The following is a 16,070-nucleotide window of genomic DNA, read 5'->3' as shown; positions in this document are numbered from 1 at the left end:
ATGAACGTTCATTCCTATTATTCTATTAAATTATTTTTAAATCTATTTACCTACCTCTATCGGAATGAATATTCATTCCTTTAGTTGTACAGATATATCATCTCCTGTTCTCATTTTATAAATCTATTTCGGAATGAATGTTCATTCCTATCCTTATAGAGCTATAGAATCAAATGATTCTAATAGCATTCCAAGAGCTTTCTTCCAATTCTTTTACTAATTGTTTTGAGTATTCTAATTGCCCTGTTGCCATTACTTTAGTTAATTTTTCTAGCGGTTGATATACAATAATAATTAAAGCAACTGGAGGCAATGGACGGAGCAAACCTTTTGCGATTCCATCTTCTATAATATTCATAAAGAAGCCTATAAAATCGTCAAATATTTTGTTACTCTGTTCATCAAGAAAATAACTATCACAGTGAGAATTTGTAAAAAGAAAAGCATCCACATTGTTTCTCGCAAATTCAAATAAACGGTTATAAATATGACTAAACTGTTCACGAATATTTGCTTCAACAGGAAAATCAGTTTTTATTGTTTCAGATAGCTGTAGCATGCTTTTTGAAAATAATGAGTTAACGAGTGCCTCTTTATTTTCAAAATAGCGATAAATAGTACCAGCGCCGACATTTGCTTTTTCAGCGATCATCGGAATTGTCGTACCATCGTAACCACGCTCTGCGAAAAGTTTTATAGCAGCATCAAAAATATCCTCTTGCTTATTTTTAGCCATTTTTCTCACCTCAATTTTCAGGAATGAAAATTCATTCCGTTTATAATTATAAATTACATGAATTAAAAGTCAAGGGGTTAACATTCATAATGCTTCGTTAAAAGCAGCAATGTACTATAACTAATTATGTTTAATTATAGTACATTGCTATTTACACATTAGTATGCCGCACAAAGCTTTACAAAATTAAAAGAAATCATAAATAAACGGCTTACGCACCGGCACTACATTCTCAAATGCACGTATCTCCTCTTCGCTACCGCTTATTAAGTCTATTTCATTTAATTCTAGCGGTCGCTTGTAACCAAACATAATAGTAGATAACGCATTAATATCGATTTGAATTCCATTTTCTTTTGCTGTTTCTTCTTTAACGATTGTTATTTCATTATTTTTAAGTTGAACCGTTACGTTATTCCACGGAGCAAATGAATCTGTAATCTGTAAGATCACTTCTTGCTGCGCATTGTTCCAATTAAACTCATATTGCTTTAAAAACTGCTCCACATCTACAATTCTACCCATAAAATATGGTTTAATTTCTGCCTTCACTCGTGGCTCTTGCAATGTGTAAAGAAGTGGTTCTGCCTCACTTAGTATCATTTCTAGATCTTTTATCATAGAATCATGTTGGCAGATGAAGTTCCAAAGACCCGTTCTTGCTTCATTATGCAGTGGAACAAATTCTTCTACTGTCATTTTAGAGTTCTCAATTTTATATAAAATGTAACCCGACGCATTTTTATTTCCATCATAGTAAACAGCCAATGTTAATTCATGATATACCGCTTGTAGCCACCATTTAGACCCTCGAACTAACATACCAGAAAAACGTTCTGCAAATGTTTCATAGATCTTCTCGACCTCTTCTGGGTGATTTTCTTTATTGAATCGTTTCACAGTACCATTCACTTGTTTTTTCATAACTAAATCGCTCTTCGTCATATGACATGTAAGGCGATTCGCACAAAGTTCCCAGCCGTATTTACGGTAAAATGAAACGGCAAATGGATGTAGCATCGATACACTATATCCATCTTTTTTCATCGTTTGAAGGGAGTGCTGAAGCAACTCTTTTACATATCCGCTTCTTCTATACTCTGGGTACGTCGCTACCCCTGCAACACCGCCCATTTTAAACTTTTCTTTTCCTATGTAAATATGAAACGGAATAAGATGAAGTTTTGCGGCTAATTCTTCACCCTCCATAATGCCGTATATTTGATGGCTTTCTTTCATTCGTGTAATTTTCTGCTCTGCCCATTCTTCATTTGCTTTATATTGAAAAGCATATTCTGATAAACGTAATGCTTCTCTAAACTTATCTTCTTTTAATTGTATAACGTTCATATATTTCTCCTCCATTCCTTGTTTGAATTGTACCATAATTCTTAATATTCCAGTACAGTGAATGAAATTATATCGACGCTTCGACAAAGAATATCGACACCTATCTTATATAAAAAAGCAGATACATTACGCATCTGCCTCTCATCAATTTATTTAGCTAATATTTGAAGCTCTTCAAAAAATGTAGGATACGATACACCTACTGCTTCTGCATCTTCAATTGTTGTTTCTCCTTCAGCAATGCAGCCAGCAATCGCAAGCATCATTCCAATGCGGTGATCACCGTGACTATGTACTGTAGTTCCTTTTAGCTTCGATTTACCGTAAATAATCATTCCATCGTCGGTCGCTTCAATGCGAGCTCCTAGTTTCGTTAGTTCAGCAACGACTGTATCGATACGATTCGTTTCTTTCACTTTTAGCTCGTGTGCATCTTTAATGACTGTAATTCCGTCTGCTTGTGTTGCTGCTAAAGCGATAATTGGAATTTCATCGATTAATCTTGGGATAATATCTCCACCAATTTCGATTCCTTTTAATGAAGATGTTTCGATTTTAATATTTGCAGCAGGTTCTGATGCATCTTCGTTAATTGGCTCCCCAGTAAACGTAGCCCCCATTTTCTCAAGAACATCAATAATACCTGTACGAGTCGGATTCATTCCTACATTTTGTAATAATAGTTTACTATTTGGAATAATTGCACCTGCTACTAAGAAAAATGCCGCAGATGATACATCACCCGGAACTTGAACGTCTGTTCCTTTTAGATTTTGTCCACCAGCTAGTTTTACAGTTTTCCCTTCGCGAGTTACTGTAACGCCAAACGCCTCAAGCATTCTTTCTGTATGATCACGCGAAACGTGAGGTTCTGTAACAGTTGTTACACCTTCAGCACGAAGACCTGCAAGTAAAATAGCTGATTTCACTTGCGCGCTTGCGACAGGTGAGGTATATTGGATCGCTTTTAAATCTCCTCCGCGTATTGTAAGCGGCGTAAACGTTCCTTCTTCTCGGCCATCAATATTTGCGCCCATTTGCTTTAGTGGATTTGTTACACGTTTCATTGGTCTTTTTGCAATAGACTCATCGCCTTGTACACAAGAAAAGAATGGTGTGTTTGCAAGTATTCCTGACATTAATCGGATCGTTGTACCAGAATTACCAACATCTAATACAGCTTTTGGTTCTTGCAAACCTTCTAATCCTTTTCCAATTACCGTAACTTCGTCTTCATTTTGCGTAATCTCTACTCCCATTTCTTTAAAACAAGAAATCGTACTTAAACAATCCGCACCAGGAAGAAATCCTTTAATTGTTGTTTTTCCATCTGCAATTGCGCCAAACATGACAGCGCGATGCGAAATTGATTTATCACCCGGGATTGTAATTGTGCCATTCAATCCATTAGTTACAGGTTGTATTTTTGTTCCCTTCACGTTCTCACCTTCTTTTTTAAATTGTTTCATACGTTTGGTATTCTTCTTTTCCTAGCGCCAGCTTTGCCTGCATGCGGTCTTCTTCTCTTTGGAAGCTAATTCTAAGCACCCCAAGCAATCCTTCGCGCGCTTCTAATATTTGCAAGTTTGTAATGCTAATTTCTTCTTCTGCTAAAATACTCGTAATATGAGCTAATGCCCCTACTTTATCTAAAACATCGACGTATAAGTCGTGATAGGCAGGAATTGCGCCTCTCTTTCGCACTGGTAAAGAGTCACGGTATTCTTTCGCATCTGCAAAATAGCTTTGTATTTCACCTGCATCTCCTTTAGAAACCGTCTTATATAACTCTTCCATTTCTGAGATCCATTCTTCTAATAGTTCCAATAAATGTCCGCGATTTTGCTTTACGATATCACTCCACATTTTCGGACTACTTGATGCGATACGCGTTATATCTTTAAATCCACCTGCCGCTAGTTGGTGAATAAGCGGGTTATCCCCTGCATGTTTCTCAACTTGTTTTACTAATCCTGCTGCGATAAGATGCGGAAAATGACTAACAATGCCAGTTACATAATCGTGTTCTTTTGTATTTAAAACGAGAAAATGCGATCCGGTTCCTTTTAGCCATTCTTTTAGCTCATCTACTTGATCAGCCTGCACGTGATTCATTGGCGTTAAAATGTAAAATGCGTTTTCGAAAAGGTGCGCCTTTGCACTTTCAACACCAGTTTTATGAGAGCCTGCCATTGGATGTCCACCGATAAAAGAAACTTTCTTTGATAATAAAGCTTCCGCTTCATTCATAATTGTCCCTTTCGTACTTCCTACATCGGTAACAATAACATCTTCTCGTAAATGAAATGATGCAAGTTTGTGTAATAACTTTTTCGTTTCTTCAACTGGAGAGGCAAAAATAATTAAATGTGCCTCCTCACATGCACGCTGTAAATCTATTGCTACTTCATCAACTACATGTAATTCTTTTGCGCGCTCTACTTGCTCTTTAAATATGTCATAGCCGGTAATCGTTACATCGTGCTCTTTTTTTATCGCTAATGCAAGTGAGCCTCCTATTAATCCTGTTCCAATTAATACTACCTTTTTACACATTTGCCTCATCTCGAGACTTACTTTTTTTATTTTCAAAGTGTTGTTTTAACACTGAAATCACTCCCTCATTTTGTTCCCTTGTTCCAATTGTAATGCGCACGCCATTTGGAAACGGCCGAATAATAAAACCAGCGTGCGCGCAAGATTCATAAATTTCTCCAGCATCATCTACTGGTAAGAAGATAAAGTTCGTTTGCGACGGATAAAACGGGATTTCATTTTCTGTACAAAAACTTTCGTACTGTTGTAATCCCTCTTTATTAACACGTACTATTTCCTCAATAAACGCTTCATCACTAAAGGCAATCGTTGCCGCTTTTTGCGCTAATGAAGATACGTTAAATGGCAAACGGACAACATTTAATTTCTCAATTAACTCTTCCTGTCCAATTGCATATCCGACGCGGAAAGAAGCTAATCCGTATGCTTTAGAAAATGTTCTAAGTACAAGAATGTTTTTATGCTTTTCCAGAAGTGGTAATATCTCTGGAAAATCTTTTGCTGTTACATATTCATAGTACGCTTCATCAATGACAATTAACGTATTTTCACTAATACCTTCAATAAATTGAGTCAATTTTCGCTCATTCACATATGTGCCTGTCGGGTTGTTCGGATTACAAATCCATACGATTTTTGTATGTTCATCAACTGCTGAAGAAACTTCGTCTAGATCATATACACCGTTATTTAAAGGAACTTCTTTCACTTTACATCCTTCAATAACCGCATGATGGCGATATTGAGGGAATGTTGCACCAGCAGTAACAATGTTATCTCCTGCTCTGAGCACTGCACGGCTTATAATTTGAATGACTTCATCGAGCCCACTACCACAAAGCACTTGTTCCATTTGCACTTGTAATTTCTCTGCAATCGTTTGACGGAGCGTTGTAGCTCCGCCATCTGGATACAATGCATGTTCCTGCCACGATTTTTGTAATTCTCCTAAAACACGAGGTGAACAGCCAAATGGATTTTCATTTGATGCTAACTTAACAAATGAATGATTCCCGTATACTTCTTTCATTTGCTCTGGTGATTTACCTGGTTTATACGGTTGTAATGATGATAATTGATCTTTTACTCGCATGTTAACCCCGCCTTTTCATTAAAATTCTTTTGCGTATTTGTTGTGTTGCGTAATGTTTTGCTTTAGTAATTTCATGCGGTCTTTTCCGAATTGTTCGACTAGTGCATCTGCAAGTTCCCACGCCACAACAGCTTCAGCTACAACACCGGCTGCAGGTACTGCACAGCTATCAGATCTTTCAATACTCGCTTGGAACGCTTCTTTCGTATCAATATCTACGCTTGCTAACGGTTTATATAATGTAGGAATTGGCTTCATTACACCTCTTACTACAATTGGCATACCTGTTGTCATACCGCCTTCTAAACCACCCGCATTATTTGTTTTTCTCGTGTATCCTTTTTCTTCATCCCATATAATTTCATCGTGCACTTTACTTCCCGGCTGTCTTGCCGCTTCAAAACCAATTCCGATTTCAGCACCTTTAAACGCATTCACGCTCATAATAGCCCCGGCAAGTTTTGCATCTAATTTACGGTCGTAATGAACATAGCTACCAACTCCAATTGGCATACCTTCTGCAATTACCTCAACAATGCCACCGATTGAATCTCCGCTACTTTTCGCATCATCAATCGCATCCATCATCTCTTGTTCTACTTCTTTATCTAAACATCGAACAGGTGAGTTTTCAGTAATCGTTTGAATTTCTTCTATCGGCAACTGAGTAATAGGCTTCGCTTTTACACCGCCAATTTCAAGAACATGTCCTGCGATTTCCACACCTAGTTCTTTCAAAATTTGTTTCGCAACTGCACCAGCCGCAACTCTAACAGTCGTTTCTCTTGCAGAAGAGCGCTCTAATACGTTTCTTATATCACGATGACCGTATTTAATGGCCCCGTTTAAATCCGCATGTCCTGGACGTGGTTTTGTAATCGTACGCTTCATTTCTTTACTTTCTTGCTCTGAAATTGGTTCTGCACCCATTACTTTCGTCCAATGTTTGAAATCATCATTTTTTACGATTAACGTAATCGGTGAGCCAAGTGTCATCCCGTGACGTACACCACTTACAATTTCAACTGTATCTGTTTCAATTTGCATGCGTCTTCCGCGCCCATGCCCTTTTTGTCTTCTTAATAATTCTTTATTAATATGTTCCGCTGTTAATGTTAAACCTGCTGGTACACCTTCTAAAATAACTGTTAACTGCGGCCCATGTGATTCTCCAGCTGTAATGTATCTCATTTCTCTTGCCCCTTTACTATTTTTTTGTACAAAAAAGTCCCTACTGAGCGCTCAGTAGGGACGATGTTTATCGCGGTACCACCCTAGTTGTAGACTTCTTTCGTCTACCTCTCTTCTTCTTTAACGATCGTTTGACCGTCTTTCTCTCCAAAAGTTGGCGGGAAAGATGCTCCAAGGCTGTAATTCATGCTTATCTTTGTACTGATTTACACCGACCATCAGCTCTCTTTAACAGTGAGATAAGCACTACTGTTTTCCTCTTCAGCGCATATATGATATGGAATTAAGATAATTTATTTTTGAAACCTTTTAACTCATCCATGAATCTATGGAATTCTGGAATGTCCATTTGTTGCGCAGAATCTGATAACGCAACTGCTGGGTCCGGATGTACTTCCGCCATTACTGCATCTGCTCCAATTGCAAGTGCCGCTTTCGCTGTTGGTAATAATAAATCTCTACGTCCAGTTGAATGCGTTACGTCAACGATAACTGGTAAATGTGTTTCTTTCTTTAAAATCGGTACTGCTGAAATATCTAATGTGTTACGTGTCGCTCTTTCGTATGTGCGAATACCGCGCTCACAAAGAATAATTTGGTCATTACCTTGTGCAATGATGTATTCCGCTGCATTAATGAACTCATCAATTGTTGCTGCTAATCCACGTTTTAGTAATACTGGCTTATTAACTTTACCTACAGCTCGTAGTAAATCGAAGTTTTGCATGTTACGTGCTCCAACTTGAATTACATCAACGTATTCTAGCGCCATTTCTACGTCATTCGGATTTAAAATTTCACTAATAATCGCTAAGTCGAACTCATCTGCTACTTGGCGTAAAATTTGTAAACCTTCTACTCCTAAACCTTGGAAATCGTATGGAGATGTTCTCGGTTTGAAAGCACCGCCGCGCATTAATTTAAGTCCTTGATCTTTCATCGCTTGCCCTACTTGGCGAACTTGCTCTAAACTTTCTACCGCACAAGGTCCCATAATGAACGTTTGTGTTCCGTTTCCAATCAATTCACCTTTCACATTAACGATTGTATTTTCTTTTTTCTTTTTACGTGAAACTAGTAATGCTTTACGGTTATCATCTTCTTGCAATTCTAAGCTTGCTTTGAAAATCGTTTTGAAAATATGTTGAACCGTTGACGTTTCGAATGGTCCTTCGTTATGCTCTGCAAGCATATCAAGCACTTCACGCTCACGTACTGGATCGAAGCGTTTCGTACCTTGTACTTGTTTTTGCTCTCCAATTTTTTGAACGATTTCACCGCGTTTGTTTAAAAGGTGTAATAGTTGTAAGTTAATTTCATCTACCTGTTTACGTAATTGATCTAATTCATGATTTGCCATTTGGAAATCCTCCTCTAATGTTTTAAAAGTATAGTAAGAGAATGTAAAATTCTCTATTTTCTGAACTGATAAATTATACAATTTCTTCGTGGAATCGATACCTCTTCTTATTTTAAACTAATAATTACCATAAAGACACTATCTACTAGTTAAAAATCACTTTTTTTGTACAAAAAATCCCTACTGATTCAATCAGTAGGGACGATATTTATCGCGGTACCACCCTAGTTGTAGACTTCTTTCGTCTACCTCTCTTCATTGTTAACGATCAATATGACCGTCTTTCCCTTCATAAAGACAATAGTATCTTTACTACGAAAAAGATGCTCCAGGACTGTAATTCGCTCTTGTTTTTGTACTGGTTCGCACCAACCACCAGCTCTCTGTTACAGGGAAACAACAACTACTCCTTTTCCTTTCAACGCATATATATTTTATTTTCAAGTTGGACCATTAAAATACAAAAAGTCCCTACTGAATAAATCAGTAGGGACGATATTTATCGCGGTACCACCCTAGTTGTAGACTAACTTTCCGTCTACCTCTCTTCACTGTTAACGATCATTTGACCGCTCTTTCTTCATAAAGACAATACTATCTTTACTACGAAAAAGATGCTCCAAGACTGTAATTCATGATTATCCCTGTACTGGTTCACACCAACCACCAGCTCTCTGTTACAGTAAGACTAACCACTACTGTGATCTCTTCATTGCACTTTGTTTATTCAAATGTTTTTGAAATTGAATAAGTATGATTCGTATTATAGAACGCTTTTCAAAACACTGTCAATAACTTTTTATTTTTTTTAAAAAAATTCCACTTCTGCCCTATAATTCCCCTTGTAAATTCCCCATTACAATTCCGATACGAATCATCTCATTTTCAATTAAGTTTAATACATGTTTTTCTACTTCATACTGGATTAATAGTTCTTTTATTTGTATGATTTCATTTTCAAGTAAATCAGCTTCTTGACGTGTTTGAAGTAAAATGAAAAACACATTTGCATACTGTTCTTTATACGCTTTCATGCTATCCTTCTTTTCAAGCATCTCAATAAATAACTGTTTCATTTCCTCTTGATTGCATTGCCCTTCTACACCTAGAAATTTACTCGAAATCATACAAAGCCCTTTTTCTAAAATCTCATCCATACATAATACAATACGTAAAAGCATCATATATTCTCTCGTTGATATTACGCCCATTTTCGGACGTTCTCTTAAAAATACATGTAGCCACGCTGTCCAAAATTTTTGTTGTTCTTTTCCGCTTAACGTTTTTACGTAGTAGCATACATACTGCATAAATTTAATTTTATTCTCTTCGTTTTCTTGCATTAAAAGTGGATATAACCAATCTGTTTTTTGCTCCCAATACAGCACACATTTAATAAATACAAAACTAAGCCATTTTAAAAACGCTTCTCTCGTATACGGATGTAGCAGCTCTAAATGCTCTACCGCATATTTAATATATCTCTTCATCTCTGTAAATAAAGGTACATTAATTTGCGTATAACATAATCCCGCCCACGCATACTTGGTCAACTCATTTTCTTTCTTTAAATCTAAGTAAGGTAATACATATTTTCGGCACCATTGCTTCTCAATATGGTATAAAAACGTAATATCTGCTGTTAAACGGGCTAACATAAAGTTCGTTCTTTCCGAAGTAACCCTTACCTGTTCCTCAAATAAAAATAAATATTCATACACATTACGATCATATAAGTGATCGTATGATAACAGTTTTAGTAATACAGCGGTCATCTTCCCAACAGGATGCTGTATAGACTCATTGTAAAACTCTTGTTTTCCAATTTTAAAATCCGTTTCCCCTCTCATAACTTGTGGAAATACTGAAAAAGCAAAGCGTTTTATAACCCGTATACTATTCTCTTCTAGCTCTTCTAATCGATTGCTAATTTCATATAGAAAACTACTAATTAACCAATGAAAAGTAGTATTTCTAACAAACTTCTGCAATAATGGAATGATCCTTTGAATCTGCTCACTCGTTAAATTCCTATTATTTCTCCACTCTCTAATACAAACAAACCAAACTTCATTACTAATTTCATGTACGCCTACTAGTTGATAAGCAAACGAAATACTCCACTCTACATTTAATTTACATGCTTTTGATAACATCTCTACAAAATGGCGTTGTTCAAAAACACCATCTTGAGAGAACTGCCGAACTTGCTTCATTATTTCATCGTCTTTCAGCTGTAGTAATCCATCAGCTGTTACATTACAAGTTATGCTTTGTTCAATATATTCTTTCTTTGGAACACTGTATCGATCAGAAGAAAAATGAGGGTGCTTCTGTTTCATTAATTCATATCCTTCTATCGTGCATCGACTATTCGAATCACATGCAAATAATGTATCTAGAACGAGACAAGCATCAAACGCCCTCTCTTCTGCAAGATGTTCTAATACAGTTTGAATAATTTCCTCTTTTGTTTCTTCTAAAGCATCTGCATAATAATTCTTTAAAAGTTGAAACACTTCATGTTTATATGTGACATCTAGCAGAAGACCTTCATGTAGTAACCACTTCAGTTTGGCATCCGCAGTAACGAATACATTTTTACTCATTGCTTCAATCGCAATTCGCTTTTGAAGTACACTATCTGTTTCTATCATTTCTGTAATATAATAATTCGCTTTTTTCTCATTGTTTTCACATAAATATGTAAGACACTCTTTTACAATTTGAATTAAAAACGTAAAATCATTTTGCTGTAACTCCTGCTCTGAAATTTCTCTATCTCTTCTTTTCAGTGCATTTTGTCTTAATGACAATAGTTGTATTTTTTCTAACCCCGTAACCATAATTGGATTTGCGTAGTAAGTAATATGTGGTCTCATTTTCTCTTTCCAAATTCGCTCCACATGAGAAAAAATAGGCATTGGTATACGACTCGATTCCTCGAGTTCAATCGACTCTTGCGTATCATTTCCCCATCTTCTTACACGCTTCAATTTTAGTTTTCCATCTAAAATAAACGTTAACAACAACAAGCCAATTTCTTTATGCTCAGGGAAAGAACATTTTTGCAATAAGTATGAAATCATTTCAATAGAGCTACTATCTTTTTCTGCCGTTTCTAATACAAGCAATGCCCATTTTGCAAATAACAAAGGATCCATTGTTTCCTTCGTTTCGTTCAAATAAGTACAAATTGTTCGCCACAATAACGGGGATATTTTAGAGTGATTTTTAAAAATCAATTGAAATAGTTCTTTTTGATGACTAAATAGAAATTGCTCCACTAACCATTCTGCAAGCAATTCATCTACTTCATCATAATTTGCTGTAAGCAAAAATAAATTTCGTAATTTCCCTTCCGCTTCAAGCCATTCTACCCATTCGTAATCACGAGCAAATTCAACGAAGTACCGAACGGTTTCAATTTTTTTTATTGACTGTTTTATATAGGATAATTGCTCCTGCTCCACTGATGGAGGTACGGTTACAATATCACGAATACGCATTCTTTTCGTAATATAATTATCCCCCATTAATTCCGCCCACCGCTTCACCGCTTTCACAAGTGCCTGATGATTATTTGCTTTATTCGGATACACAATCGGTCTTATCCCTAAATGCTCCCAATGATATGTATTATCCCCTTGTGCGACGAAAGCATAACGCCTTGTACTCGGTGGTAAGCCTGTTGCTAAATATTTCATTACAGGATCATTATGACTATACCCAACGAATAAAACAGTGTAATTTGAAAATAAATCAACTAAAAATCGTCTCGCCCATCCTTCTGTTAAGTAAGCCCTTCCAAAATCACCATCCGTTAAAATTAAAGCTTCTTTCTCTTGTTCTATATTCCCATGTATGTAAGCCAACCCTTTAAACGCTCTCCCTGTCGGTAAAGCAGGTGCATAATAAATATTCAGCTCTCTATTCATTTCTGTAATTACAGACGTAAAATGTTGATCAAAGTTTGTCGTTACAATTCGAACATCCGTATCTAACGGAAACAACCTTGGAATTGCGTAGTGTAATGGATTTGGTTTTGATTTTTCTATATTGACGAGGTCTCTTGCAACTTGATGCACATCTTTCGTTTTCGCAATTTTACCGAGATAATAATCGTGGGGTTCTGTCATCTCACGCCTTTCGACATATAAAGCTTTCGAAATTTCATCAACTAAATCATCGAAATTCGGTAAGTTTGATTTCCCCTTCATAGAAACTCCTGCTCCAACGAATAATACTAACTTCCCTTGTTCAAGGTGATCGATTAACTCATCTGGAATTTCTACTTCTGAAGTAATCCACATCCCGGATTCCCCCTTACCTAAAAATATCATACGCTCTCATTTTACTATAACATTTTTTAGTTGTTTTTTTAATATTTAGACAAAATTTCAATGTGATAAAGTTTTATATAAATTAAACCGTTCCAATGTATGAACTCCTGAATTTATTGTAAAACTATGTATAAATGGGAGGTGTAAATATTGAGTGATATTACTGTAATACTTATTAAATTTATATCATGCATCATCGCTTTTAGTATCGGACTAGCTCTATTTTTCCCAGCAACGCTCGTCCAAATCATTTCTTTTAGTCTCTTCGTCACAATCGTTTCTTATATGTTTGTTGATAAAATTATTTTAAATCGAATTGGCAATTCCGCTGCCATTATGACGGATTTCTTACTTACGTATTTAAGCGTTTGGATTTTCGGTAATATTTTATTAGACAACTACATGCAAATTGCATGGGGCAGTATCCTTTCTGCCATCGTCTTTACATTATCAGAAGTAATCGTCCATCGCTTTTCTAATTCCCACTCAAGGCACAACAATGATAACATTCGAATTAATCGCCGGTTTGCATATGGTACGGAGTTTGCTGAAGAACAGAATGTGTTGGATAAAGATAAGAAGAAATAAAGCCATAATTACTGGTGCAAAAAAGGAGCTGTCTCATCAGTCGAATTTTTGACGATGTGGCGCTCCTTTTTGTTTTTTTATGATATCAATACGGTGAATGAAATTATATTAATGATTTTTTGAATATATCAACGATTCGACAAGGAATATCGATTTATCGACAATGTTTTACGGCCTATCCGCAAATAAAAAACTGCCTCCATTTAGAGACAGCCACTTCAATACTTACGCTTCTACTTTTAAATCTTTTAACGCAATAACATCCGCAAATGCTCCAAACACTGCGTTATGATGCTTCACAATATCTTCAGCACGCAATACATCTGTATCAAACGTACTATGCGCATCACTCACTAATGTTACTTTATATCCTTCACTAAACGCTCTGCGCGTTGTCGTATCAACACAGTACTCTGTTTGCATTCCTGAAATAATAACATGCTCAATCCCTTTTTCTTGTAACACTTCGTTTAAGCTCGTCTTATGGAATGAATCTGGCGTCGTCTTTTCAACGATATTGTCCCCCTCTTGCGGAGCAATCGCCGCATGCACTTTCCAACCATCTGTCCCTTTTTCTAAAGGATGATCTTTTGGCCCGTTATGTTGTACATAAATAACCGGAATACCATTTGAACGACATCCCCCAATAAGCTCTTGCAACGTTTCTAAAAACTTTTCCCCATTATGTACTGGGATTCCTGCTGTATACATACCCGCTTGCACATCAATAACTAGTAATGCCTTTTTCATTTCACACAGCTCCCTTTATTTTTATAAGCCCCTGCATATTTATCCCGCATTAACGGGCAGTAAGACTCCCACCTCAAAATTCAGCTGTAAAGCAAAGAAGTTAGGTGGGAGATCAACTGCTGGTAAAAGCCCGATTGGTTAGGGTTGATTAAAGTTTCACTTTATTATAATTGTTTAAATTCCACCATCCAACAATCTTCTAATTTCCCTTCATGCAGTTCATGTTCCTTTAAAATCTTCACTTTTTTAAATCCGCATTTTTCATAACACTTTATCGCACGTTCATTATTTACTCTTGGGTCCATTGCGATTGCTTCCGCTCCTAAACTCTCTATAATGTATGTAATGGCTGCTTGAACGAGATTTGTTCCAATTCCTTTTCCCCAAAAGAGTGGTTCACCGATAAATTGGTCCATTCCCCATACATTTTGTGATTCCTCATATCCATATAACGCTTTCCATTCAGAATCAACAGGGTACATTTGTATGTAACCAATCGGCATTTCATCAAATTCTACTAAACATCTTTTTTCATTACTGTTTGGATGATGTATAAAATGCTCGAGTACCTTTTCTACAGATTGCGGATTATCTCTTCCTTCGTAATACTGTAAAACTTCTGGATTTGTTAACCATTTTGAAATGATAGGTGCATCGTCTTTTGTTACATATCTAACTAATAATTGTCCATTTTGGAATAACATAGGTCCCCTCCTTATTAGTTACTCTTATAATAACTTTTCTATATGTAGATAGTAAATTTTTAAAACAGCTTTACTTGCATAATCCCACAATAAGAAATTATTCTGTTCAACTTATACTGAGTATCATAAACTATTACTTAACTAACTAAAAGAATGTTTCCCATAATGAAGTTCTTTTGTAACAAGACCTAAAAAACTAAAACAATTTGGAGATGAGACTTTGAAATCAACATTAATCATCCTTCGGGGAAACTCCGCAAGCGGCAAGACAACTATCGCAAAAGAACTACAAGAACATTTTGGCCAAGGTACATTACTAGTCTCTCAAGATGTCGTGCGCAGAGATATGTTAAAAGTTCACGACACAATAGGAAACCTATCTCATGATTTAATGTTTGAGATTACGAAGTACGGAAAAGGAAAATGCGAATTTGTTATTTTAGAAGGAATACTAAACAGTCGTAGGTACGGTGATATGTTAAGAGAATTAATATATTTTTTTGAAGGAAACGCTTATACATATTATTTTGACTTATCACTTGAAGAAACGATTAAACGTCATAATACGAGAGAAAAACGACTTGAATTTGGAGAAGATTTATTGAGTAAATGGTATAACCCGCACGATACAATTGCAGTTGATAAAGAAACTGTTTTTACAGATGATTTCACGCAAAAAGATATATTTCATGCGATTGTTAATGATGTGACGCATCAAAAATAAGACTGACAGAATGAGTCAGTCTTATTTTCATTATGTTCCTTGTATTTCAGTTTTGATAACTGAACAATCTTTACATAAGTAATAATATATATTCATTTTAAATTTAAATACCAATAAATCGCAACTTCATCATTTTGCTCATTTATCCCTTTATAAACAAGAAAATCAAATCCCCCTATTACAAATCCACATTTCTCATAAAACTTACACGCTGTCACATTATTATTTTGTGTTTCAAGCATAACGCCTGGCATATTACCATCTTTTGCCCACTGCTTTGCTTGCTCTATTAATCTTCTACCAATTCCAAGTGCTCGGTATTCTATGTCCACCTTGATATCTTCTATATAAGCATAGCGATTCCAATTCTTTTTCAATATCATAACTCCTACGATTTGGTTATGTAAAAGTGCTATGTAAATTATTTGATTAGGATTATTTATATATTCATTGTACGCTAGCTCTTCATCGTCATCATACCTATCTTCTAAATAACTTTTTTCATAGCTAGGTACTTTTTCGACTGTATATTCTATTTTGTTATTTATTTTTGAAACAGAAAGAACTAACCGGGCATTTACTGTAAAACTATCATCAATTTCAGGTAAATAGTTTAAATCATTTATTTCTAATTTTCTAATCAAAAGGCTCATTATTTATACTCCTTTAAGTATA

General features: G+C 35.8%; 13 protein-coding genes and 3 other annotated features. Of the genes, 2 read left to right on the top strand and 11 right to left on the bottom strand.

The window, feature by feature from the left end; all coding sequences use genetic code 11:
- Window positions 1-169: 169 nt before the first annotated feature.
- The 8 genes from JTF23_RS22710 to JTF23_RS22675 all read right to left on the bottom strand — a co-directional run bounded on the left by JTF23_RS22710 (window position 170) and on the right by JTF23_RS22675 (window position 12,629).
- The gene (locus JTF23_RS22710; RefSeq protein WP_204209814.1) at window positions 170-736 is read right to left on the bottom strand and encodes a TetR/AcrR family transcriptional regulator; all 567 of its coding nucleotides are present in this window, start codon (window positions 734-736) and stop codon (window positions 170-172) included.
- Window positions 737-922: 186 nt separating this feature from the next.
- Window positions 923-2,086 (bottom strand): GNAT family N-acetyltransferase, encoded by a 1,164-nt coding sequence (locus JTF23_RS22705; RefSeq protein ID WP_204209813.1) that lies wholly within the window; start codon window positions 2,084-2,086, stop codon window positions 923-925.
- 149 nt (window positions 2,087-2,235) lie between these two features.
- The gene (gene aroA, locus JTF23_RS22700) at window positions 2,236-3,525 is read right to left on the bottom strand and encodes a 3-phosphoshikimate 1-carboxyvinyltransferase (protein ID WP_204209820.1); all 1,290 of its coding nucleotides are present in this window, start codon (window positions 3,523-3,525) and stop codon (window positions 2,236-2,238) included.
- 16 nt (window positions 3,526-3,541) lie between these two features.
- Window positions 3,542-4,642 (bottom strand): prephenate dehydrogenase, encoded by a 1,101-nt coding sequence (gene tyrA / locus JTF23_RS22695; protein WP_204209812.1) that lies wholly within the window; start codon window positions 4,640-4,642, stop codon window positions 3,542-3,544.
- Window positions 4,635-5,735, bottom strand: coding sequence for a histidinol-phosphate transaminase (gene hisC / locus JTF23_RS22690; protein WP_204209811.1), 1,101 nt, complete (start codon window positions 5,733-5,735; stop codon window positions 4,635-4,637). Before hisC ends, tyrA begins: the two co-directional genes overlap by 8 nt.
- 18 nt (window positions 5,736-5,753) lie before the next feature.
- Window positions 5,754-6,926, bottom strand: coding sequence for a chorismate synthase (gene aroC, locus JTF23_RS22685; protein ID WP_204209810.1), 1,173 nt, complete (start codon window positions 6,924-6,926; stop codon window positions 5,754-5,756).
- 53 nt (window positions 6,927-6,979) lie between these two features.
- Window positions 6,980-7,200 (bottom strand) — a binding site (T-box leader).
- A gap of 9 nt (window positions 7,201-7,209) precedes the next feature.
- The gene (locus JTF23_RS22680) at window positions 7,210-8,286 is read right to left on the bottom strand and encodes a bifunctional 3-deoxy-7-phosphoheptulonate synthase/chorismate mutase (protein ID WP_002161401.1); all 1,077 of its coding nucleotides are present in this window, start codon (window positions 8,284-8,286) and stop codon (window positions 7,210-7,212) included.
- Between the two features lie 194 nt (window positions 8,287-8,480).
- Window positions 8,481-8,717 (bottom strand) — a binding site (T-box leader).
- Window positions 8,718-8,771: 54 nt separating this feature from the next.
- Window positions 8,772-9,008: a binding site (T-box leader), on the bottom strand.
- A gap of 108 nt (window positions 9,009-9,116) precedes the next feature.
- Window positions 9,117-12,629, bottom strand: coding sequence for a DUF4020 domain-containing protein (locus tag JTF23_RS22675; protein ID WP_204209809.1), 3,513 nt, complete (start codon window positions 12,627-12,629; stop codon window positions 9,117-9,119).
- A gap of 150 nt (window positions 12,630-12,779) precedes the next feature.
- Here JTF23_RS22675 and JTF23_RS22670 point away from each other — a divergent pair, with 150 nt between their 5' ends.
- Window positions 12,780-13,217, top strand: a complete 438-nt coding sequence (locus tag JTF23_RS22670; RefSeq protein WP_002110461.1) for a YndM family protein — start codon at window positions 12,780-12,782, stop codon at window positions 13,215-13,217.
- A 225-nt stretch (window positions 13,218-13,442) separates the two neighbouring features.
- On the opposite strand, the gene JTF23_RS22665 is transcribed toward JTF23_RS22670, so the two are convergent.
- Window positions 13,443-13,967, bottom strand: coding sequence for a cysteine hydrolase family protein (locus JTF23_RS22665; protein ID WP_204209808.1), 525 nt, complete (start codon window positions 13,965-13,967; stop codon window positions 13,443-13,445).
- Between the two features lie 164 nt (window positions 13,968-14,131).
- Window positions 14,132-14,671, bottom strand: a complete 540-nt coding sequence (locus JTF23_RS22660) for a GNAT family N-acetyltransferase (protein ID WP_204209807.1) — start codon at window positions 14,669-14,671, stop codon at window positions 14,132-14,134.
- A 220-nt stretch (window positions 14,672-14,891) separates the two neighbouring features.
- Between JTF23_RS22660 and JTF23_RS22655 the strand changes: the two genes are divergently transcribed.
- Complete coding sequence (locus JTF23_RS22655) at window positions 14,892-15,395, top strand: kinase (protein WP_204209806.1); 504 nt, start codon at window positions 14,892-14,894, stop codon at window positions 15,393-15,395.
- Window positions 15,396-15,487: 92 nt separating this feature from the next.
- On the opposite strand, the gene satA is transcribed toward JTF23_RS22655, so the two are convergent.
- On the bottom strand, window positions 15,488-16,048 hold the full coding sequence (gene satA, locus JTF23_RS22650) for a GNAT family N-acetyltransferase (protein WP_204209805.1): 561 nt from the start codon (window positions 16,046-16,048) through the stop codon (window positions 15,488-15,490).
- Window positions 16,049-16,070 lie beyond the last annotated feature (22 nt).

Origin of the sequence: Bacillus sp. RIT 809 (assembly GCF_016892495.1) — a bacterium.
In the GTDB taxonomy this organism is placed as follows: domain Bacteria; phylum Bacillota; class Bacilli; order Bacillales; family Bacillaceae_G; genus Bacillus_A; species Bacillus_A cereus_U.
This window is presented reverse-complemented; position numbering and strand designations above follow the sequence as displayed.

Excerpts from the sequence above, each read along its gene's own strand:
- JTF23_RS22710 (WP_204209814.1), bottom strand. The coding sequence starts at position 736 with ATGGCTAAAAATAAGCAAGAGGATATTTTTGATGCTGCTATAAAACTT.
- JTF23_RS22705 (WP_204209813.1), bottom strand. The coding sequence starts at position 2,086 with ATGAACGTTATACAATTAAAAGAAGATAAGTTTAGAGAAGCATTACGT.
- tyrA (WP_204209812.1), bottom strand. The coding sequence starts at position 4,642 with ATGTGTAAAAAGGTAGTATTAATTGGAACAGGATTAATAGGAGGCTCA.
- hisC (WP_204209811.1), bottom strand. The coding sequence starts at position 5,735 with ATGCGAGTAAAAGATCAATTATCATCATTACAACCGTATAAACCAGGT.
- aroC (WP_204209810.1), bottom strand. The coding sequence starts at position 6,926 with ATGAGATACATTACAGCTGGAGAATCACATGGGCCGCAGTTAACAGTT.
- JTF23_RS22680 (WP_002161401.1), bottom strand. The coding sequence starts at position 8,286 with ATGGCAAATCATGAATTAGATCAATTACGTAAACAGGTAGATGAAATT.
- JTF23_RS22675 (WP_204209809.1), bottom strand. The coding sequence starts at position 12,629 with ATGATATTTTTAGGTAAGGGGGAATCCGGGATGTGGATTACTTCAGAA.
- JTF23_RS22665 (WP_204209808.1), bottom strand. The coding sequence starts at position 13,967 with ATGAAAAAGGCATTACTAGTTATTGATGTGCAAGCGGGTATGTATACA.
- JTF23_RS22660 (WP_204209807.1), bottom strand. The coding sequence starts at position 14,671 with ATGTTATTCCAAAATGGACAATTATTAGTTAGATATGTAACAAAAGAC.
- satA (WP_204209805.1), bottom strand. The coding sequence starts at position 16,048 with ATGAGCCTTTTGATTAGAAAATTAGAAATAAATGATTTAAACTATTTA.